21 protein-coding genes and 1 pseudogene are annotated in these 20,581 nt (G+C 60.6%); 11 read left to right on the forward strand and 11 right to left on the reverse strand.

What is annotated here, in order from left to right; translation table 11 throughout:
- Window position 1: 1 nt before the first annotated feature.
- The 7 genes from RHSP_RS23515 (at window position 2) to RHSP_RS23545 (ending at window position 7,213) form a co-directional block, all read left to right on the forward strand.
- Window positions 2-1,465 (forward strand): aldehyde dehydrogenase, encoded by a 1,464-nt coding sequence (locus tag RHSP_RS23515; protein WP_037154106.1) that lies wholly within the window; start codon window positions 2-4, stop codon window positions 1,463-1,465.
- 4 nt (window positions 1,466-1,469) lie between these two features.
- The gene (locus tag RHSP_RS23520; protein WP_037154108.1) at window positions 1,470-1,799 is read left to right on the forward strand and encodes an NIPSNAP family protein; all 330 of its coding nucleotides are present in this window, start codon (window positions 1,470-1,472) and stop codon (window positions 1,797-1,799) included.
- 37 nt (window positions 1,800-1,836) lie between these two features.
- Window positions 1,837-2,847, forward strand: coding sequence for an ABC transporter substrate-binding protein (locus RHSP_RS23525; RefSeq protein ID WP_037154111.1), 1,011 nt, complete (start codon window positions 1,837-1,839; stop codon window positions 2,845-2,847).
- Window positions 2,848-2,921: 74 nt separating this feature from the next.
- The gene (locus RHSP_RS23530; protein ID WP_004124243.1) at window positions 2,922-3,779 is read left to right on the forward strand and encodes an ABC transporter permease; all 858 of its coding nucleotides are present in this window, start codon (window positions 2,922-2,924) and stop codon (window positions 3,777-3,779) included.
- Window positions 3,780-3,782: 3 nt separating this feature from the next.
- Window positions 3,783-4,583 (forward strand): ABC transporter permease, encoded by an 801-nt coding sequence (locus tag RHSP_RS23535; protein WP_004124245.1) that lies wholly within the window; start codon window positions 3,783-3,785, stop codon window positions 4,581-4,583.
- Window positions 4,580-5,656: an ABC transporter ATP-binding protein gene (locus RHSP_RS23540; RefSeq protein ID WP_004124246.1), complete on the forward strand. Its 1,077-nt coding sequence runs from the start codon at window positions 4,580-4,582 to the stop codon at window positions 5,654-5,656. The genes RHSP_RS23535 and RHSP_RS23540 overlap by 4 nt, the downstream gene beginning before the upstream one ends.
- 72 nt (window positions 5,657-5,728) lie before the next feature.
- The gene (locus RHSP_RS23545; protein WP_004124247.1) at window positions 5,729-7,213 is read left to right on the forward strand and encodes an NAD-dependent succinate-semialdehyde dehydrogenase; all 1,485 of its coding nucleotides are present in this window, start codon (window positions 5,729-5,731) and stop codon (window positions 7,211-7,213) included.
- 34 nt (window positions 7,214-7,247) lie between these two features.
- On the opposite strand, the gene RHSP_RS23550 is transcribed toward RHSP_RS23545, so the two are convergent.
- The 7 genes from RHSP_RS23550 to RHSP_RS34835 form a co-directional block, all read right to left on the reverse strand.
- Window positions 7,248-8,180, reverse strand: coding sequence for an efflux RND transporter periplasmic adaptor subunit (locus RHSP_RS23550; RefSeq protein WP_051074133.1), 933 nt, complete (start codon window positions 8,178-8,180; stop codon window positions 7,248-7,250).
- Window positions 8,173-8,901 (reverse strand): ABC transporter ATP-binding protein, encoded by a 729-nt coding sequence (locus tag RHSP_RS23555; RefSeq protein ID WP_037154116.1) that lies wholly within the window; start codon window positions 8,899-8,901, stop codon window positions 8,173-8,175. Before RHSP_RS23555 ends, RHSP_RS23550 begins: the two co-directional genes overlap by 8 nt.
- 4 nt (window positions 8,902-8,905) lie before the next feature.
- The gene (locus tag RHSP_RS23560; protein ID WP_004124252.1) at window positions 8,906-10,042 is read right to left on the reverse strand and encodes an FtsX-like permease family protein; all 1,137 of its coding nucleotides are present in this window, start codon (window positions 10,040-10,042) and stop codon (window positions 8,906-8,908) included.
- A gap of 2 nt (window positions 10,043-10,044) precedes the next feature.
- Window positions 10,045-11,439 carry a TolC family protein gene (locus tag RHSP_RS23565; RefSeq protein ID WP_157385417.1) on the reverse strand — a complete coding sequence of 465 codons (1,395 nt, stop codon included), beginning with the start codon at window positions 11,437-11,439 and terminating at the stop codon, window positions 10,045-10,047.
- Between the two features lie 254 nt (window positions 11,440-11,693).
- On the reverse strand, window positions 11,694-12,131 hold the full coding sequence (locus tag RHSP_RS23570) for an SH3 domain-containing protein (RefSeq protein WP_004124264.1): 438 nt from the start codon (window positions 12,129-12,131) through the stop codon (window positions 11,694-11,696).
- Complete coding sequence (locus tag RHSP_RS23575) at window positions 12,128-12,403, reverse strand: hypothetical protein (protein ID WP_037154128.1); 276 nt, start codon at window positions 12,401-12,403, stop codon at window positions 12,128-12,130. The genes RHSP_RS23570 and RHSP_RS23575 overlap by 4 nt, the downstream gene beginning before the upstream one ends.
- A 376-nt stretch (window positions 12,404-12,779) precedes the next feature.
- Entirely contained in the window at window positions 12,780-12,950 is a 171-nt protein-coding gene (locus RHSP_RS34835) for a hypothetical protein (RefSeq protein WP_157385418.1), read from the reverse strand.
- Window positions 12,951-13,392: 442 nt separating this feature from the next.
- Here RHSP_RS34835 and RHSP_RS23580 point away from each other — a divergent pair.
- Both RHSP_RS23580 and RHSP_RS23585 read left to right on the forward strand, forming a co-directional pair.
- A pseudogene (locus RHSP_RS23580) lies at window positions 13,393-14,297 on the forward strand (LysR family transcriptional regulator).
- Window positions 14,298-14,346: 49 nt separating this feature from the next.
- Window positions 14,347-15,456 carry an HPP family protein gene (locus tag RHSP_RS23585; protein WP_037154131.1) on the forward strand — a complete coding sequence of 370 codons (1,110 nt, stop codon included), beginning with the start codon at window positions 14,347-14,349 and terminating at the stop codon, window positions 15,454-15,456.
- A 29-nt stretch (window positions 15,457-15,485) separates the two neighbouring features.
- Here the strand turns inward: RHSP_RS23585 and RHSP_RS34840 are convergent, their stop codons facing one another.
- Window positions 15,486-15,728: a hypothetical protein gene (locus RHSP_RS34840; protein ID WP_157385419.1), complete on the reverse strand. Its 243-nt coding sequence runs from the start codon at window positions 15,726-15,728 to the stop codon at window positions 15,486-15,488.
- A gap of 107 nt (window positions 15,729-15,835) precedes the next feature.
- Here RHSP_RS34840 and RHSP_RS23590 point away from each other — a divergent pair, with 107 nt between their 5' ends.
- A complete protein-coding gene (locus RHSP_RS23590) occupies window positions 15,836-16,351 on the forward strand; it encodes a L,D-transpeptidase family protein (RefSeq protein ID WP_420820107.1) in 516 nt (171 codons plus the stop codon).
- Between the two features lie 3 nt (window positions 16,352-16,354).
- Entirely contained in the window at window positions 16,355-17,914 is a 1,560-nt protein-coding gene (locus tag RHSP_RS23595; protein ID WP_004124278.1) for a D-aminopeptidase, read from the forward strand.
- A gap of 136 nt (window positions 17,915-18,050) precedes the next feature.
- Here the strand turns inward: RHSP_RS23595 and RHSP_RS36085 are convergent, their stop codons facing one another.
- The 3 genes from RHSP_RS36085 to RHSP_RS23610 form a co-directional block, all read right to left on the reverse strand.
- Window positions 18,051-18,287 carry an ATP-binding protein gene (locus RHSP_RS36085; RefSeq protein ID WP_004124280.1) on the reverse strand — a complete coding sequence of 79 codons (237 nt, stop codon included), beginning with the start codon at window positions 18,285-18,287 and terminating at the stop codon, window positions 18,051-18,053.
- 53 nt (window positions 18,288-18,340) lie between these two features.
- Window positions 18,341-18,712: a hypothetical protein gene (locus tag RHSP_RS23605; RefSeq protein ID WP_037154134.1), complete on the reverse strand. Its 372-nt coding sequence runs from the start codon at window positions 18,710-18,712 to the stop codon at window positions 18,341-18,343.
- Window positions 18,713-18,905: 193 nt separating this feature from the next.
- Window positions 18,906-20,180: a peptidoglycan L,D-endopeptidase MepK gene (locus RHSP_RS23610; protein WP_037154518.1), complete on the reverse strand. Its 1,275-nt coding sequence runs from the start codon at window positions 20,178-20,180 to the stop codon at window positions 18,906-18,908.
- Between the last annotated feature and the right edge of the window lie 401 nt (window positions 20,181-20,581).

Genomic DNA, 20,581 nt, shown 5'->3' on the forward strand with positions numbered 1-20,581 from the left:
GATGCAGAGGTTCCAGCAATATATCGATGGCGTTTTTGATGACGGCTCGGCGCGTTTCGACAGCCTCGATCCGGCAACGGGCCATGTCTGGGCGTCCATGCCCGAGGCGCGCGAGGGCGATGTCGACCGCGCGGTCAAGGCTGCGGAACAGGCGCTCTGGTCAGGCGAATGGCCGGCCATGACGGCAAGTGCAAGGGGCAAGCTCCTGCTCAAGCTGGCCGATCTCGTCCAGGCGAATGCTGCGCGCCTTGCCGAACTCGAGACTCTCGATACCGGCAAGATCATCCGGGAGACCTCCGCGCAGATTGCCTATGTCGCCGACTATTATCGTTACTATGCCGGGCTCGCTGATAAGATCGAAGGATCGACCCTGCCGATCGACAAGGCTGACATGGAGGTCTGGACCCGCCGCGAACCGGTCGGCGTCGTCGCTGCCATCGTGCCATGGAACAGCCAGCTTTTCCTTTCCGCCGTCAAGATCGGCCCGGCGCTCGCCGCCGGTTGCACGCTGGTGGTCAAAGCATCCGAAGACGGACCGGCGCCCATGCTGGAATTCGCGCGCCTCGTGCATGAGGCCGGGTTTCCGAAAGGGGTTGTCAACATCATTACCGGCTTTGGGCCGTCCTGCGGCAGTGCGCTGACGCGTCATCCGGGCGTCGCACACATCGCCTTTACCGGCGGGCCTGCGACCGCGGCCCATGTCGTTCGCAACTCCGCTGAAAACCTTGCCAGCACCTCGCTGGAGCTCGGCGGCAAGTCTCCCTTCATCGTGTTTGCCGATGCCGACCTTGAAAGTGCCGCCAACGCCCAGGTCGCCGGCATCTTCGCAGCGACGGGCCAGAGCTGCGTTGCCGGTTCCCGGCTGCTGGTGGAAGCGTCCATCAAGGACAAATTCATTGCCCTCTTGAAGGCAAAGGCCGAAGCGATCCGCATCGGAGCGCCCCTCGATATGGCGACCGAGGTCGGGCCGCTTTGCACTGCGCGCCAGCGGGCGCATATCGAGAGCGTGGTGGCTGCGTCGCTCGATGCTGGCGCCAGGATCGTGACTGGCGGCAAGGCACGAGCCGGCGATGGCTTCTATTACCCGCCGACGATCATTGATTGCGACGGCGTCAAGGCGCCGTCGTTCGAAGCCGAACTTTTCGGTCCCGTCCTTTCGGTCGTCTCCTTTGCCAGCGAGGACGAGGCAGTCGCTATGGCAAACGACACTCCCTACGGCCTGGCTTCCGGCGTTTTCACCCGGAACCTAGCCCGAGCGCACCGTATGATCAGGAGGATCCGCGCCGGTATCGTCTGGGTCAACACCTATCGTGCCGTTTCGCCGATCGCTCCCTTCGGCGGATTTGGCGCGTCCGGCCATGGCCGGGAAGGAGGGCTCGTCGCCGCTCTCGATTTTACGCGAACCAAGACCGTCTGGCTCAGAACCTCGGACGATCCGTTCCCCGATCCCTTCGTCATGCGGTGAGCCCATGTATTACGAGATCAGGACTTATCGTCTGAAGAACGGCAGCATTCCCGAATATCTGAGGGTCGTCGGGGAAATCGGGATCGCAATCCAGAAGAGGCATCTCGGCAATCTCATTGGCTATTTCTCCTCGGAGATCGGCCCGATCAACGAGATCGTCCACATCTGGGGCTACGCGACACTGGATGACCGCCAGAGACGGCGCGCGCAGCTGGCGGCCGATCCCGAATGGCAGGCCTTCCTGCCGAAGATACGTGATCTCATCGTCACGGCAGAAAACAAGATCATGTCGCCGGCGTCGTTTTCGCCGCTCGGCGGAAAAGATCCGATCTGAAGCAAGCAACTATCCAACAGAAAAAGAAAGTGGGAACATGACTAAGACATTCGCAATTGCAGTTCTTACCGCCGGTCTCGGTTTTGCCGGAGCCGCTGCGGCGCAGGATATGGTGTTTACCAGCTGGGGTGGCACCACCCAGGATGCCCAAAAGGAATTTTGGGCCGAAACCTTCAGCAAAGCGGCGAAGGTGAACGTAACGCAGGATGGTCCGACCGACTACGGCAAGCTGAAAGCCATGGTTGAAGCGAAAGCGGTCGGCTGGGATGTCGTCGACGTCGAAGGCGACTACGCGGTTCAGGCGGGCAAGAAGGGCCTGTTGGAGAAGCTGGACTTCACCGTCATCGACAAGAGCAAGCTCGATCCGCGGTTCGTGACCGACTATTCCGTCGGCAGCTTCTATTATTCGTTCGTCATCGGCTGCAACAAGGATGCCGTCGATGCGTGCCCGAAAAGCTGGGCAGACCTGTTCGACAGCAAGAAGTTTCCCGGCAAGCGCACCTTCTACAAGTGGTCGGCGCCCGGCGTGATCGAGGCAGCGCTTCTGGCCGACGGCGTGCCGGCCGACAAGCTCTATCCGCTGGATCTCGACCGTGCCTTCAAGAAGCTCGACACGATCAAGTCGGATATCGTCTGGTGGGATAGCGGCGCACAGTCGCAGCAGTTGCTGGCGTCCGCGGAGGCGCCGTTTGGATCCTTCTGGAACGGCCGCCTGACCGCACTCGCCCAGACCGGAGTGAAGGTCGAAACGTCCTGGACGAACAATATCACGGCAGCAGATGCGCTCGTCGTTCCGAAGGGTGCGAAGAACAAGGAGGCGGCGATGAAGTTCATCGCCAATGCGACAAGCGCCGACGCACAGGCCAAGTTTGCCGCAAAAACCAGCTATGCGCCGATCAATCTCGGCTCGCCTGAACTGATGGATCCCGCCCTGCGCAAATCGCTGCCCGACCAGCAGGCGGCATCGCAGGTCAACGCGGACATGAACTACTGGGCGCAGCACCGAGATGAGATCGGTACGCGCTGGTATGCCTGGCAGGCGAAGTAAGTAGCTCATGGCTTGTCTGTCGACGGTCCGGCACCGCCGGGCCGTCGAGATCGCCAGAATCCCTGGAGGTGCAAATGGCTCTAACGGCAACGATCGGCAGCGCGATACGGAAATCGCCACGGCAAGGTAGCTTCGGATATCTTCTGCCGGCGCTTCTCATCATCGCGTTGTTCTTTATCGTCCCGGTCTGCATGCTCCTGATGCGGAGCGTATTCGAGCCGCAGCTCGGGCTGCAGAACTACGCCGCACTGCTCGGCTCGACAACATACCTGCGGGTTTTCCTCAATACCTTCCTGGTAGCGGGCCTAGTAACGATCGTGTCGATCGTTATTGGCTACCCGATCGCATGGCTGCTCGCCATCATGCCCGAGCGCTGGTCGCGGCTGGTTCTGGCGATCATCATTCTGTCCATGTGGACGAACCTTCTGGCCAGAACTTACGCCTGGATGGTGCTGCTGCAGCGGACGGGCGTCGTCAACAAGCTGCTGATGGGGCTTGGATTGATCGACAAGCCGCTTGCTCTCGTCAACAATCTCGTTGGTGTGACTATTGGCATGACTTACATCATGCTGCCCTTCGTCATCCTGCCGCTTATGGGCGTTCTGCGCTCGATCGATCCCGGCATATTGCGAGCGGCAGCACTGTGTGGGGCCAATAAGCGCCAATGTTTCACGCAGGTCTTGCTGCCGTTGTCTTTGCCGGGCGTTGCCGCCGGTGCGCTGATGGTCTTCGTGATGTCGCTTGGATACTACGTGACGCCGGCATTGCTGGGCGGAACCGCCAATATGATGCTCGCCGAGCTTGTTGCGCAGTTTGTTCAGTCACTTGTCGACTGGGGTATGGGCGGAGCTGCGGCCTTTGTCTTGCTGCTTGTCACTCTGGCGCTTTATGCGATCCAGCTTAAATTCTTCAACACCCATCGGGCGAGGTAGGTTATGTTGCTCGATTTCGAAAAGCTCGGCGCGCTCAAGTTTTTTCTAATCGGATTGACGGTTATCGTCTGTCTTTTTCTGATCCTCCCGATTGCGTTTATCGCTGCCCTCTCATTCGGCTCGTCGCAATGGCTGATTTTTCCGCCGCCGTCCTGGACTTTCAAATGGTATCAGGAATTGTTCGCGGATCCGCGCTGGCTCTATTCCGCGCTGACGAGTCTTGAGATCGCGGCCGTCGTTACGGTTCTCTCGGTCATCATTGGTTTCCTGGCCGCATTCGGCCTGAACCGCGGCACTTTCTTTGGACGTGAGGCGCTGCGAGCCCTTTTTCTGACACCGATGATCCTGCCTGTCGTGGTTCTTGCCGTTGCGCTTTATGCCTTGTTCCTGCAGCTCGGCCTGGCCGGGACGACGATCGCCTTCATTATCGCGCATCTGCTGATTGCGCTGCCGTTCTCGATCATTTCGATTGGAAACGCCTTGGAAGGCTTCGACAAGTCCATCGAGGATGCTGCGGTTCTGTGTGGTGCGAGCCCTTGGGAAGCGCGCCTTCGGGTCACCGTGCCGGCGATCAGCCACGGAATCTTTGCCGCCGCCATTTTTTCCTTCCTCGCCTCCTGGGATGAGGTGGTGCTGGCCATATTCATGGCGAGCCCGACGCTCCAGACGCTCCCGGTCAAGATCTGGTCGACCTTGCGTCAGGACCTGACGCCGGTGATCGCCGCAGCTTCCACCATACTCATTGCCTTTACCATCGTCCTCATGGTCCTGGCAGCCATCCTCCGCAAAGGACACAAAGCATGACCGAAGCGTTTCTCTCTATCCGCGGCATTCGCAAGATCTATGGCCAGGTGACAGCGGTCAAGAACGTGACGATGGACATCGCCGAAGGCGAGTTCATGACCTTCCTTGGCCCGTCCGGCTCGGGAAAGTCGACAACGCTTTATATTCTTGCTGGGTTTCAGGACCCGACGGAAGGGGACATTCTTTTGAAAGGCCGAAGCCTTCTTTCGACGCCGTCGCACAAGCGTAGCATCGGGATGGTGTTCCAGCGTTACACGCTTTTCCCGCATCTAACGGTCGGCGAGAATGTCGCCTTCCCATTGCGGGTGCGCCGTACCCCGCAAGCCGAGATAGCCGAACGTGTGAAGGCGGCTTTGCGGCTGGTACGCCTCGAAGGGTTTGAAGATCGGAAACCTGCTCTGATGTCGGGCGGGCAGCAACAGCGCGTCGCGCTTGCTCGGGCGCTTGTCTATAATCCGCCGGTCCTCTTGATGGACGAGCCGCTGTCTGCACTCGACAAGAAGCTGCGCGAGGAAATCCAGTTCGAAATCCGGCGCATTCATCAGGAGACAGGCGTCACGATCCTTTACGTCACCCACGACCAGGAGGAGGCCCTGCGCCTTTCAGATCGTATCGCGGTCTTCAGTCACGGCGAGATTGATCAGATCGGTTCCGGCCAGGAGCTCTATGCCAACCCCGCTACCCATTTCGTCGCCGGTTTCATCGGCGACAGCAACTTTATCGATGCGCAGGTGATTGGACGCAGGGAGGGCAAGGCGCGCCTGGCGCTACCGGGTGGCACCATTGTCGATGGCGTGCCGATGCATGCCGGCAGCGCGGGCGGTACGAAGGCATCGCTGTTGCTCCGGCCGGAGAGACTGTCTTTGTCGCGGGCTCAGATCGATGCCGGTCTCGCCGTTACGATCAGCGACATCACCTTTCTGGGTAACAACGTCGAGGTCAGCACGCGAACTGCGAGCGGCGACAGCTTATCCGTTCGCCTTCCATTCGGGCATGAGGCGATTTCGCACCTTGCCCGCGGCGATCAGGCATGGCTCGGCTTCGAAGCCAATTCGGCGCACGCTTTCGCCTGACCCCGCAATATCAGGAGGCCCGAACGGCCGCCTCCGTCGATCTTTCCCCTCTAAATCCATGAGGATGCACCAATGGCCCTTTCTGAATCCCTCCGTGGCCGGCTGAAGGACCCCGCTCTGCTCACCGACAAGCCGCTGATCGGGGGCAAGTGGGTCGCCGCAAGCGAGACAGCCAAGACCTTCGAGGTCTTTAACCCCTCGACCGGGGAGACGATCGCCGTTTTACCCGATATGAACAGGGTCGAGGTCGACCGCGCGGTCGAAGCCGCCTATGAAGCACAGAAGCTATGGGCGAAGAAGACCGGCAAGGAGCGCGCCGCCATCCTGCGCAATCTGTTCGATTTGATGGTTGCCAATGCCGACGATCTGGCGACGATCCTGACGACGGAAATGGGCAAGCCGCTCGCCGAGGCGAAAGGCGAGATTCTCTATGGTGCATCCTATGTCGAATGGTTCGGCGAGGAGGCGAAGCGCGTCTACGGCGATACCATTCCCGGCCATCAGGCCGACAAGCGCATCATCGTCATCAAGCAGCCGGTCGGTGTCGTTGCTGCCATTACGCCCTGGAATTTCCCGAACGCCATGTTGGCGCGCAAGTTTGCCCCGGCGATTGCCGCTGGCTGCGCGATGGTGGCGAAGCCAGCGGCAGAAACACCGCTTTCGGCCTTGTCATTCGCGCTGCTCGCCGAACGCGCCGGCATTCCCGCGGGCGTCTTCAACATCGTTACTTCGACGGAGTCCTCCGCGGTCGGCAAGGCGTTCACCGAGAATGACAAGGTGCGTAAGCTGACCTTTACCGGCTCGACCAACGTCGGCAAGATCCTCATGCGCCAAGGTGCCGAGCAGATCATGAAACTGGGCCTGGAGCTCGGTGGCAACGCCCCCTTTATCGTCTTCGATGACGCGGACCTTGATGCCGCCGTCGAAGGTGCCATGGTCTCGAAATACCGCAACAATGGCCAAACCTGTGTCTGCGCCAACCGGCTTTACGTTCAGAGGGGCGTCTACGATGCCTTCGCTACGAAGCTTGCCGAGAAGGTTCGCGCTCTCAAGATCGGCGACGGCTTCGAGGAGGGTGTCGCAGCCGGGCCGCTGATTTCGCAAAAGGCGCTCGCCAAGGTCGAGGAGCATATCGAAGATGCCGTGTCGAAGGGGGCCACCGTGATACTTGGCGGTAAACCAAGCGAACGCGGCGGCCTGTTCTTCCAGCCGACGATCCTGACCGGCGTCACGACCGAGATGAAGGTGGCAGGCGAGGAGACGTTCGGTCCCGTCGCACCGCTCTTCAGGTTCGAGACGGAGGAGGAGGTTATCGCCATGGCCAACAACACCGAGTTTGGCCTTGCCTCCTACTTTTATTCCCGGGATTTGTCGAAAGTATTCCGCGTTGCCGAAGCGCTCGAATACGGCATGGTCGGCATCAATACCGGTCTGATTTCCACAGAAGTCGCCCCATTCGGTGGGATCAAGCAGTCTGGTCAGGGTCGCGAAGGCTCCAGATACGGCATTGAAGATTACGTTGAGCTAAAATATCTCTGCCTCGACATAAGCGCATAAAACTCCTGGCAAGAATCCGCGGCGGATTGACTGCCTATTTGAGCACTCGGACAACGACGCGCTGCCCGATCGCCAATGGAGTGTCACGCGCGATGGTGATGATGCAGTTCGCTGCCCTGACATCATTTCGCTCGCCGGAATTCTCCGCCGATTTCGGACGCGACAGCACCTTGGAAATTCGAGTGATCTTGCCGGGAACGGATTGGGTCGTCCGTCCTTCGGCGGCGATCTCGACGGCCATGCCGGGACCCACAAGGTTAAGATATTCCTCGGGAATATCTGCGCGCACGATCTTCGGTCCATCCGGCAGCAGGACGAACATCTCGGTCATTGCCTGGGCGGAAACCGTTTCGCCTGCCTTGACGGACTGGCGGACGACAACGCCATCGGCAGGTGCCTTGATCGACCGCTGGGTCACCTCGCGCTTGGCGATTTCAAGACGTTCCCGTGCAACCGACACCACCGATGACGCGGAGTTGGTTTCGATCGCCTGCGTTTCATAAGCGTCCCGCGCATCGCTGAGCGCCTGATCGGAAACGGCCTTGCCGGCAGCGGCTCGCTGCATCCTCTCAAGCGTTTTCGCCAGGTTCTTCGATTTGAGCTGAAGGAGCTTGTAGCGGTCTTCGGCCTGAGAAAGCTCAGCATCGGCGATGCGGACAGCGGATTCTTCCTGCCGGCTGTCGAGGACGGCGAGAACGTCGCCCTTGCGGACATAGGCGCCTTCCGGGGCTTCAACCGAGGCGACGACTCCATCGCGCATCGCCGTTATGCGATACAGCCCGCCTTCGACGTCGACCGTGCCGCGTGCGGCGGCGGCGATCGCGGGTGTCGGCGATTGCGCCTCGACGGTGTCGGGATTTTCGCCGGCCCTTGGCATGCCGACGGTCAGCCATAGGACGCACAGGGTCACGGACGTGCCCAGTAATGCAGTCGCGAAAACGCGGTGGGAACGCTTCAGCCTATCCATGCCAGTCCTCTCGTACATCGATGCCGCGCCCGGAGACGGGCCGCTGGTCAGACAGCAGCCGTCCGTCCTCCATCTTGAGGACACGGTCTGCCTTTGAAAAGAGACGCGCGTCGTGGGAAACGCACAGCACCGCCGTTCCCAATTGCCTCGCCGTCTCGCGCAGGATCTCGACGATCCTAAATCCATTGCTGCTGTCCAGGGCGCTCGTCGGTTCGTCGGCAAACAGGATCGCCGGGTCCTTGACGATTGCTCTTGCTATCGCGACGCGCTGCTTTTCGCCACCGGACAGATGCGAGGGGCGCAGATGCCGTCGCTCGAGCAGGCCGACGCGCTCCAGCGCATCCCGCGCCCTGAGCCGGGCTTCTTCCTCCGGCACATTCAGATAATCGAGCGGCACTTGCACCTGTTCGAGAGCCGTAAGAGCTGGAAACAGGTTGAAGCCCTGGAAGATGAAGCCGCAGTTCTGGAGGCGAAACGCATCCCGTTCATTGCCGGTCGAGGATGACAGGTCGGTGTTTCCAGCCCGTATGCGGCCGCTATCCGGTTCAGTCATGCCGCCGAGCGTTGCCAGAAGCGTGCTTTTTCCGCATCCGGAGGGGCCGCTGAGCACGGTGAACTCGCCGCTGAAAATGTCGACGGAAACATCGATGAGCGCGTTCGTCCGCATGCCCTGCACGGTGAAAGACTTGTAGAGGTTCGAGGCTGATATAGCGGGAAGCATGATATCACCTCAACAAGGTTGCAGGATCGGCCTGGCGAAGCCGGTGTATGGCCAGAAGGCATGCCAGGATGGCCACGACAAGCACGACCAACGATGCCGACACCAGAACCGCGCCGTCAAGTTCGAAGGGAACCTTGTAGACCATGGCGATGACGCCAATGGCGACGCTCAGCACCCCGTTGATGATCAGCCCCGAAAATCCGACCCAGGCGGCTTGCTCTATGACGATTTTCCTCAGTCCGCTGAACGGCACGCCGAGAGCGCGAAGCGTCGCATATTGCGGGATGGTTCCGGCAACCGCGGCCATCAAGGTCTGGCTGGTAATGAGAGCGCCGATGGTGGCCGCAATCAGCGTCGCAAACACGAATGCGATGCCGGCGCCGGAATCGAACAGCATGTAGCTGGTCGACATGTCCGCGAGTTCCTTTGCCGGCCAGATCTCGAAACGTTCGATCGGGGCGCGCTTGTTCAGGCGGCTCAAAACGCGCGACTGCTCGCTTTCCTTGCCGATATTGAACAGGAAATAGGTGGCGGCGCCATCGGCCGGCAGCGTTTGGTCGAGGATGCGTGCCGTGTCGAGCGAGCCCACCACATTGACCCCTCCGAGACCACGCAGACCGTCGATGAAGCCGATGACATGCACCGTATGGCCGTTCACTTCGGCGAGGTCGCCGGCTCCGATCGAAAGCTTGTCGCTGTCTGCCGCGTCAACGACGACCGCGGACGGCTCGCGAAGCCGAGCGCGCAGGTTCGGCGGAACAACCCGGGCCAGCCCTATGCTGTCGGATTGCGCGTCGATGCCGACGACCGTGACGCTGACACCGCCGCCGCCATGAATGCCGCGCCAATCACCCGAGCCCAGAAGAAACGGCTCGATATGCGAGATAGCAGGCTCCGCATAGAGGTTCGTCAGCACGCTGGCCGGGACGGTGCGTCCAAGTTCGACGCTTTGCGTGCCGGGAAAGCCGAGCCAGTAGCTCGCAGCCGACTGGGTGACGTAGAGCGAGTTCGCGCTGACGATGCCGAGCAGCAGCGCTCCTTGCGCTGTCATCAGCAGTCCGGAAAACGCCACCGCGGCGACAGCCGGCAGGAACCGGCGCCATTCGTAGAGAAGCGTCTTGCGTGCGATCGCAACTGCCATGGTTACTTTCGCCCTTCCGCCTTGATGGGACGCTTCGTATCGTCGACAGCGGCGAGGGGCTGCACGCCACGCGTTGCCTTATAGAAGGCGATCGTGGCGCGTGCCTCGTTTTCGATGCTCTCGGTCAGAGACGAGCGCAGCTCCAGAAGATCGATGGCTCCGGCAATGGATTTCGATTTCTCCGCAAGTCCCTCCCGCACGAGGATGTCGGTGCTGGCTTTGAGTTTCGAGACGCGCTGCAACCGCGCCCGCAAAATAGCCGTACGCGCCCGCGCGGCGTTGACTTCGTGCAGCGCCCGAGAGGCTTCCTCATAGGCAACAAGCACGGCCTGCTTGTAGACGAGCACCGACTGGCGGAACTCGGCTTCGCGGGCGGCGACAACGTCCTTGCGTCGGCCGTAGTCGAAAACGGGCAGCTGTATTGAGGGTCCGGCGAAAGCTCCCAGGATAGAATTCGACACCGGGGTTCCGATCCCGATGGTGCCGTTCAGGCGCAGCTTCGGATAGAGATCGGCCTTGGCGATGCCGACTTGAGCGGCGGCTTGCCCCACGGCGTATTCGGCACGCAACACGTCGGGCCGCGCACGCAGGAGATCGGCCGGCTTGCCTTCCGCCATGCCTGCTGTCGCGACGGGCTGTGGTTCGTACTTGAAAAGGGCAGGGTCCGGAGTGGATGTACCCAAGAGAGTGGCGATCTGCTGACGGGTGCTGGCGATCTCGTTGTCCAGAAGCAGCAGCGTGGATTTGGCGGTATCGAGGCCCGCTCGCATGGGCTCGTTTTCGATTGATGTCGCAAGTCCCGCCTGTTCCTTCACGCCGGCGATCTTCGCGTTGTTCTCCAGAAGACCAGCCAGCTCCGCCGTGTCGAAGCGGCGCTTCTGAAGTGCGCGCAGGCGGACATAGTTGCTGGCGATCTCCGCTGTCACGGCCACCTTGGCCGCGGCAACATCTTCCGTTGCCATTGCTATGCTGAGATCGGCCATCTTCTGCGCTTGCTTGTCCTGGCCGAAGAGCGGGATTTCCCAACTCGCGTCCAGATTGAGCTGGACGGGCCGGCGGGTGAAGTCGTCCTTAATGCGCGAGCCGGTCGCGGCGTTGGCCATGCCGGATACGGAAGCGTCCAGCTGATAGGCCGACATCGCGGAATTCGCCAGGGCTCTTGCCGATGTCAGATTCTGATGCGCCATGGCGACGGTCAGATTCATGCTCTCGGCGCGGGAAACAAGCGACGACAACGTCCTGTCATGGAAGCCTTCCCACCAGGCCGATGTGTTCGACCTCGCTGTGGAGGTTCTATAGGGCGCTCCATCATAGGCCTTGGGCAGCGGCGGCGGCGTCACCTGCAGCGCGAGATCTGACGACTGGCAGCCCGACAGCACCATGACGAAACCCGCCATGGACATGAGAACCCGGCAAGTCTTTCGTCCGATGCCCGATCTTTCGATTCTGCTTGTGTGATCTATTCTGCGCGAGCGGCACTCAATACAATTTGCTTCATTCGTCATAGCGTCATCACTAAGCAATCCATCTCGCAACCGTCGGCGCGAACATGGGCAGGTTGTTGTCTTCGCACCACTGCCTGGCTCCATGCGTTCGACGGCTGCGGTCCTGCCCGGAAAAGCAGGGCGAGAAGCGGCGTAAATCTTCGATGCTATTCATCGTGACCCCAGTCGACATTGCGCCAGGCGCCGATCTCATCATAGAAGTAAAAATCTGAATAATTGCTGGACCAGTAGGAATCAATGTTGAAAGGCACAACTGCGATGTTCGGCCTTTGCATCATGTGGATATAGGTCGGAAGCAATACTGTTTTATCGTGATACGTCATGTTGACATAGCGGGAAGACATCCAGCCACGCCGGCCCGCCACGCTGACGTCGCACCACCTGTAGCCCTTCTCGCATCCGTAAAGATGAAGGCGAGAGCCGGCCAGCACCATTCCCACGGCCGGAACGTGAGCATTCGGTCCCGACCGAAGCACGACGTTGGTGCGCACATATCCTGCGGCAGCCGGTTCCACGAACGCAAGCGCGGCCATCGCAAGCGCGGCCGCGAAAAGTGCCCGTTGAATTCCGGATTTGACATTCATGTCTGGGCGAGGTCCTTCCCGACCGGTCGAAGATCAATTGTTTTCACACGCGCCGCGCCATGCACCAGGCGCTGCCGCCGGCGTTCCGGCCGATCCGCTGCAAAGATCGCGATTGCTTCGGTTATGGTGAAAGAACTGTCTTTGCAAATCGTCAGCCTCCGGCGGCGAGGCCCGAAACAATAAGGCGACCCTCTGCGGCCGGTTGCATAACCCATGATTGTGTGGATTTCATGGAGACTTTGCGCACGACCCGTGAAGGCGAACAGGTTCATGACCTTCGCCTCCGGTTGGGGAAGCGGCGATGGGTTCCGCTGGCGACAGAGGGACCGGCGAGGTGGGGCATTCCGGCCGCAGGCTTTCTTGCCAACCGACGACCTCTGGTGGAAATGGCCGAAAGAGAATGATCCATAAAATCTCTATGCCGCAATCCGCCCTGTCGCGCTTCCGACATCATGCCGGAAGGTCCCGATCTGCCGACGAACTGCGCGGAAGTCATCGTCATGAGCGATCCGTGGCCGCTTGAGGCGGCTGATTTCGGGCGCATTCGGGCATCGAAAACCTTCCAGAACATCATTTTCCAAATATACTCATAGCTGAACACCGCATGCCTTCGCAATCAGGCGTCCTTGCTTTTCGGCGATGCGCTGTTCACGGCTGTTCGCTTAACGCGAACCCTACGGCGACTACGGTTGCAACCAGAATGACAACCGGAACCGCCAGTCGGACCCAGCCTCCGGTTAGCGCCGCCGTTGCGCCGAGCAGCAAGAGCGCGGTCAGCAGCATCGCAGCCAGTAGCGCGAGCATCAGCAACCTGAACATTGAGGTGTCCTTTCCGCTTAGGTGGAGCCTTCGGGTCCCCATCGATAGAGCAGCGGCAGGGAATGAGCCGCAGAATCTTGGTCTATGCTCTCTATGGGCATCGAGGCATCCCGTTGGATTAGAGGCAGGAGGTCTTCGTTCAGCGCTCCCGCCGTCTCATATCTGAGCGTCCGTCCAAAAGATTGCGGTCGAAGCGCCAGGGTCGATAAGACACCCTAAGTGTTGCGGCCTGATCGATAGTATGTGGAGGTTTCGTGGAGGAGGAGAATGAATATTGAGGGGCGCAAGGCGAGTCATCTCGCAGGTTGAGTTCGATCGGATCTTGCCATTCGCTCTGTCCGTTTTTTGCCATCGCCCAATGTCGAAACATGCTTGAGCTGCGATAATGATTTTTATATAGGGAATGATAGATCGTCATAATTCTTAAATCGAGATCTTTTCATTGGACCTCTCATCAATCGAAATTTTCCTCGCTGTTGCCAATGACCGCAGCGTGACGAAGGCTGCAAAAACGATCGGGCGCGTGCCGTCGAACGTGACGACGCGGATCCAGCAGCTTGAGGACCATCTTGGCGTCTTGCTCTTCAGCCGTGACGGAAAGAAAATGACGCTGACGAAAGAAGGCGAGACCTTTCTATCCTACGCCAATCGGCTTGCGGCGCTTGCGCTCGAAGCGCGCCAGGCGGTGCGGCCCGAGCGCCCAACGGGCACATTGCGTTTGGGAACGATGGAGAGCACGGCGGCAAGCCGGCTGCCGGCAGCGCTTAGCCAATTCAATCAGATGTGGCCGGATGTGTCGCTGCAGCTGACCCTTGGCGCCTCCCGCGATCTTGCCCGCGATGTTCTGCGCGACGTCCTGGATTGCGCGCTGATCGCCCGGCCACCAGAGGCAATGCTGAATGAAGACGCAGCTTTGACGACGAACTCAAGCAGCTCGAGGCCGAGGCGGTGTTTGTCGAGGATCTATTGCTGGTGCTGCCGTCCGGCCATCCGGCGATCCGGTCGGCGGCCGACTTGCGGGTCGGATCGATCGCCGCCCTGGAGCCAGGATGCACCTATCGAAGGATAGCCGAAAGCTGGGCATGCAAGTCGAGCGCCTTGCAGACGACCGAGCTTGGCTCCTATCACGCCATTCTCGCAAGCGTGGCGACCGGCAACGCTGCAGGCGTCATGCCCAAGTCAGTCCTTGATCTCATGCATTGGCCGGTGACCGCGCCCACGCATCAGCTTGCCGCTGTCGATACGATCCTCGTCTATCGCAAAAATGACCGCCCGAGCGCATTCAACGCGTTTCGCGAAGTCCTCGGCACCGCCAAAGGCAGGGATTTGCGCTTGGCGACGCAATAGCCGACATTCCATCCTCCTTACGACGTATGCCCTCAAGACTGGTTTCATCATGCAGCATCCAGACCCCCATAAGGCGGGATCCAGCCGGTTCCGCTTATTTTCCCCGATCCTTGCCGGCGCGACTTTGCGCGAACGATTGATGGCTTGCCTTGGCGCCCTGATCGGCATCGGTCTGACCGGTGCCATCAGCGGCTATTTCTTCGGGCAGGGGCCGTATCTGCCGCTCATCGTCGCACCAATGGGTGCGTCTGCGGTGCTGCTTTTCGCCGTCCCCGCAAGTCCGCTCGCCCAACCCTGGTCGATCATTGGCGGCAATACGATCTCCGCCATGATGGGTATCATCGCCGCCTATTTCATCCACGATCCGATCGTTGCCATCGGCGTCGGCGTCTCGCTGGCGATCGGTGCCATGTCGTTTACGCGGTGCCTTCATCCGCCGGGCGGCGCTGCGGCCCTGACGGCCGTTCTCGGAGGTCCGGTTGTCGCGAGCTGGGGGTTTCTGTTCCCGTTTGTGCCGGTTGCGCTCAATTCCTGCATACTCGTTGGTCTTGGGTTGGTGTTCCACAAGCTCTCCAGGCGCAATTATCCGCATGTCGCAAAGCCTGTGCAGAATAGCCATCAGACCCGCGATTTGCCGCCGGCTTTGCGCGTGGGCTTCCGGGAGGAAGACGTCGATTCCGCTTTGGAAATGTTCGACGAGACGTTCGATATCGACCGTGCAGACCTCAGCCGCCTTTTGCGGCAGGTCGAACTGCAGGCCGCCGTGCGATCGCATGCAGACATCAGCTGTGCCGACATCATGTCGCGCGATGTCATCGCCATTAGCGAAGATGCCGATCCGGATCATGCCCGGTATCTTCTGCTGAAGCACAATATCCGCACCTTGCCGGTAAAAGACCGGGAGGGACGGTTGATCGGGACCGTTGGGCTGCGCGAGCTGTCGGAAGAGGTCGGCAGCATCGAGCGGGCACTGTCGAAACCCGCCACCACAGATGCGGGCGATCCTGCGCTATCGCTGCTGCCTGTCCTGACGGATGGGCGCACCCATGCCGTCATCGTTGTCGATGCCGATTGGCGAGTTCTCGGCTTGATATCGCAGACGGATCTATTGAGTGCCATGGCGCGACTTCTGCCGATCAAGGATGCTGCCGTTGCTTGAGATGAGCGCACAGGCGCCGAGCCGTTTTTTCACGAGATCGATCGGGATGGAGTGAAGATAGCAGGCGCCATCGTCGGCGGCGCTTTGAGCAATGAGTCACCCGGAATAATTAGCCAGACAAAGGCTTGAGCTTCCGCTTCGGCCTTTGTCGATTTTGGCGCCTCGCACGAAGAGGACTGTTCGAATGAAACAGGCCGGGCCAACCGAAGCGGGCCGGTACGAAAGTGTGAAACCCCAAGCCCCATAAACCTGTCATCGATGGTCAGTTTCATACAGCTTGTCCTTTTGCCGGGGATGTTTGTCGGGTAGAAGACCCTGCCCCGCAGCCGCGGGATGGCCGGAAGGTTGCCTGTCATTTTCCGCCGGAGACTTGAAGGAGATGGACTTGGATCTGATCGTGAAACGCGCCGGCGACGTCTGGCAGGCGAGCTATGGCGACAAGGTCTGGCGCGCGGCGGTGGGACGCAGCGGCATCCGCGCCGACAAGACAGAGGGCGACGGTGTGAGCCCCATCGGCTGCTGGCCGATCCGCCGTGTGCTCTATCGCGCCGACAAGCTGAAGGCGGCTCCCGTCTCCGTATTCGAAACTGCCGTTATCGATCCACAGGACGGCTGGTGCGATGCGGCCGATCATCCCGACTACAATCGTCCGGTGCGCCTGCCCTTTGCCGCCAGCCACGAAGAGATGTGGCGCAAGGACGATCTCTACGACATCGTCGTCGTGCTCGGTCAAAACGATGATCCGGTGGTGCCGGGGGCCGGGAGCGCCATCTTTCTGCACGTCGCCAGCGAGGGTTACAGTTCGACCGCCGGCTGCGCCGCGCTGACGCTCGAGCATCTGCAGGAATTTCTGACTATGGCCGAGCCCGGCACGCGGCTCTGCTTTCAGGGTTGAATCATGAGTGGAATTGATCATGCGGCGCTGGAGCAGGCGCTGAACGTGCTGCCGGATCGCTATCGCGGTCCCGCCGGTGTGGTGGGCGTGGTGAAGGATGGCGAGGTGATCGCCCGCCGCGCCTGGGGTTTTGCCGACATGGAGCGGCGCCTGCCGATGACTGCGGCGAGCCGCCTGCCGATCTGCTCGATTTCGAAGCATATGACCTGCGCGTTGCTGCTGAATATGTTTGGCGGTCCGGAAGCGCTCGATCCGTTGCTGCCGGAGCTTCTGCCGAATTTCCGCGGTCCGCTGCCGCGGGTAGCCGATCTCTGCCACAACCAGTCCGGCCTGCGCGATTATTGGGCCTTGACGGTGCTGCAAGGAGCTGTGCCCGAAGCTGTCTTCACCGAAGAGGACGGCATGCGACTGCTGTCGCAGGCAAAATCCGGACATTTTGCGCCGGGCGCGAACTATTCCTATAGCAACGGCAACTTCCGCCTGTTGGCGGAACTGATCCGCCGCGCCAGCGGCCGCGATTTCGGCGAATTGCTGCGCGAACGCATCTTCGGCCCGGCGGCGATGACCGGTGCGGTGCTGGCTTCCGATACGCGCCAGACGCTGGATGGCGTCATCGGCTATGAGGGCAATGACGCCGTGGGCTTCCTGCCCGCCAAAAGCGGCATCTTCTGGTTTGGCGATGCCGGCATCTCCGCCTCGCTTGACGATATGCTGGCATGGGAGCGCCATATCGACGCCACGCGCGACGATCCGGCGAGCCTTTACAATCGCATCAGCGTTCCCGTCAGCTTTGCCGATGGCAAGCCCGCCCCCTATGGCTATGGAATACGCCGTGACCGGATCGGCGGCTATGACATCACCGCTCACGGCGGCGCCTTGCGCGGCTTTTGCTCCTACCGGATGCATATTGCCTCCGAGCGGCTGTCGATCGTGGTGATCTTCAATCATGAGGCCAGCGCCATGCGGGCCGCCTGGTCGCTGATGGAGGCTGCGCTTGGCTGCCGCACCGGCGAGGACGCCGTTGCGGCCGAAGGCTGGACGGGTCTCTGGCTGGATGAGACGCAGGGGCTTTATCTGCGCACGGAAGACCAGAAGGAGGGCGTGCGGCTGCTTTACGCGACCGCCCCCGGCCTGTGCACGCCTGCGCCGGATGGAACCGCGCATGCGCGCGACATAGTGCTTCGGCGGGACGAGGGAAGGTTGCTCATGGAGCGGCCGGGCGAGAACCTCTGCGTCATTGCAAAGCCGGTCTCGCCGGTCGAATGGGCTGACGGTGCCGGGATTGCCGGTTTGTACCATTCGGAAGAGATCGGTGCGCGGCTTGAAATCGAAGCCCGCGATGGCGCCACCTATGTCGGTTTCGAAGGCATGCTGGGGCAAGGGCCGATGGAGCGCATGTATCCGCTGGCGGATGATCTATGGGTGATCACAACCCGTCGCTCGATGGATGCCGCCCCGCCGGGAGATTGGACCGTGCAGATCCGGCGCGATTCCTCCGGCAAGGTGTCCGGTCTGAGGCTCGGTTGCTGGCTTGCCCGCAATATCGACTATCGGCGAGTCTAAGGCCGCGCAGCCTTGGAACAAGCGGTAGCTTGGTTTGCGCATCGACAAAGGATCCAGATGCGTGAACAGCTCGTGCTTTGTGTACTCGGCCCAAACTGCTCAATCACAGTAGTTGACGGCTTCGCCGGTCGTCGGCTCATGCCGCTCGGCGATGCAAGGGAAGCTGAATGCGCACGTGAGCTCCCTTCCACGGGCCGTTCAGGATTGCAATGCTGCCGCCATGCAGCTGCGCTATCTGCAGCACGTTGACTTCGACATCGACCCTGCCTTGCGGCGGCTCGAAAGCGTGGTCGACGACCACATCCTGACGTTTCAATGCCGCCATGAGCACCGACGCCATTTCCGGTTCGTCCTCGACTGGCAGGATGTGCATGAGATTTTATCCGACCTCGGTTTGCGTACGTCCAAAAAGAGCGGCATCCCCACTCATGTTCCGGGCTTGGTTTGTGGAGTCTGGTCATCAGCCAAAGTTCGCCAATGGCGGGTACGTATAAGGAATAGAAGCATTTTCGCCCGCTTGATATAGCCTCCCGATGGCGTCGTTTCGGTGTTCGCGGCCTCGCGATCCCGCTCGACCTTACTGTTTTGCGAAAGCTTCAGAACATCGCCGGAAACCCGTTGCAGTTGCTGGATGCGCTCGCCGTGTTCGAGGTCGAGTATGCCGATCGGCGCTCCAAAATGCAGCATGGCCGCATGAGCCGGCCGGCCGATAGAATCCTTCATGACGACGAAAACCCACCCCATGAGCACCAAGGCACCGATGGCAAATAGAGCGGGGAGGGAGCGACGAAGGAGCATGGAGCAATCCAGTTTGGAGTGCAGGCTCTAGAGTCGGAAGATTACGTCGGCATTACACATGCCGGTTGGTCCCGCTTGGGCGAGCGCGGAGGTAGCCTGGACGGGGTCAGGGGTGGAGTTGCATCGCTGAAAATCCTTGACGACGCGCCTTTGTGCGACGAATTGGCAGCGCGCCGCGGAACGCCGCCATCACTCAGCCCTCGAAGCCGAACCGTTCGATATCGAAATCGTCGTCCACAATGGCAGCGCGGCCCTGAATATTGTCCGCATCCTGTTCGATAGGAATAGGAGCGCCGATCATGCCCGGGAGCTTCATGTCGATCGCAATGCCCGGAGGCTGCAAGGCCCAGGCGACCAGTGCCCCGGTAGTCATAGCGCCGACGCCGCGGGATACGTCCTGGGTGGCAGAGGCGGGCAGGGCGGCTACGGGCTGCATCTTCTCCATGGCATTGCCGATGGAATCCTTGGAGTTCTCGGCAACGAGCAGCTTGCCTGCGTCGCTCCGCCCGACCACCAAGCTTGCAAGGACAGAGCGGGCCGGTCTTTCAGGGGCTGCGATGGGGATTACTGCAATGCTCATCGGTCGCGATGCCGGGAGAGGGACGGCATAGGATGTCAGGTCGGTGAAGGGTTCAACCTTGCCTTCCTCGGCAATTCGCTTGCCGAGCTGACGTTCCAGCACGTTCGCCGCCCGGCTTTGCGGTATCGGCAACATGCTCGTCAGAAGGCTGGGACTCGAGGCCACGACCTGGGCCGGCGCCGGCGATGCCGTATCGTCGTCATCATCGTCCGCAACGGCTGCGATCCTGCTCGGACGCTTTTTCGATTGCGCAAGCGCCAGCTCATAGCCGGGAAGCGGCCGGCCGTCGGCCGGCATGTGCAGGGTCCGTCCGCTTGGGAACAGCCTTGCAAGCTCCTGGCGCGACATCCTTGGCCAGGCGCGGACACGGCCGACGTCCAGATGCACGAAGGGAGATCCGGAGTTGGGGTAGAAGCCAACCCCGCCGATCTGCATCTGCATGGCGATGCCGCGCAGGGTCGCAAGCTTCACACCCGGAATATAGAAATCCATCGCCTTGCCGAGCGTGTGCTGGCTGTGCTTTGCGACGCCTGAACTGCGCGAGCGATTGCGCAGCATGCTGTTGGTGGACGGCGAGCGATAGGCGGAGACGACGTGAATTGGCTCCCTCGCGCCGCTGCGGCCATAGACTTCCCAGACGAGATCGAGGAGACCCGGATCGATCCTGGTCGGTTCGTTCTTTCGCCAGTCGCGCAGGAAGCGGTTGATCTGCGCGAGGCCGCGCGGATCATATTGGCCGTTCCGCTTGAAGACGATGGTCGCCCTTTCTCCCGTGTGCGTGAAGAAGAGCTTGAGCGCCCGGTCCTCGGCCGCCGCGGAGCCGGCAAGGGCGCCAACCATCAGCATCGCGATCATAGCCAGCCGGCAAGCGGCGAACGAGACATGCATGGCGAGGGTTGCCGCCGGAATGGAAAGGATCGCTTGATGCACGGATACGACTTTCGCCCTTGCTAAGAGACACAGAGATCAGAGGCGCCGCGCGTGCGGCATCGATATACCTCGCATTATGGTCAATAAATTCCTAACGGACCGTTTATGGCCCAAAACGGGGCGGCACGAGGTGCTTGCATGCTGGTTTCACGCGGCAATTTTGCGGCAGTCTCCTGCTTGTTAAGCATCCGGTGAAGACGTTGCGGCCGTCTTCGCAAACATGCCCATGCCATGCTGTCAACAGAGCGACAAGAAACATAAAAAATAACGATTTACGAGCTTTGCAAACGTTTTCTCTTGGGTTGCCAACTGCCTGCCAAGTCAGCATCATCCTGCGCTATGAGCGGACAGAATCGATT

The organism is Rhizobium freirei PRF 81 (assembly GCF_000359745.1).
Classification (GTDB): domain Bacteria; phylum Pseudomonadota; class Alphaproteobacteria; order Rhizobiales; family Rhizobiaceae; genus Rhizobium; species Rhizobium freirei.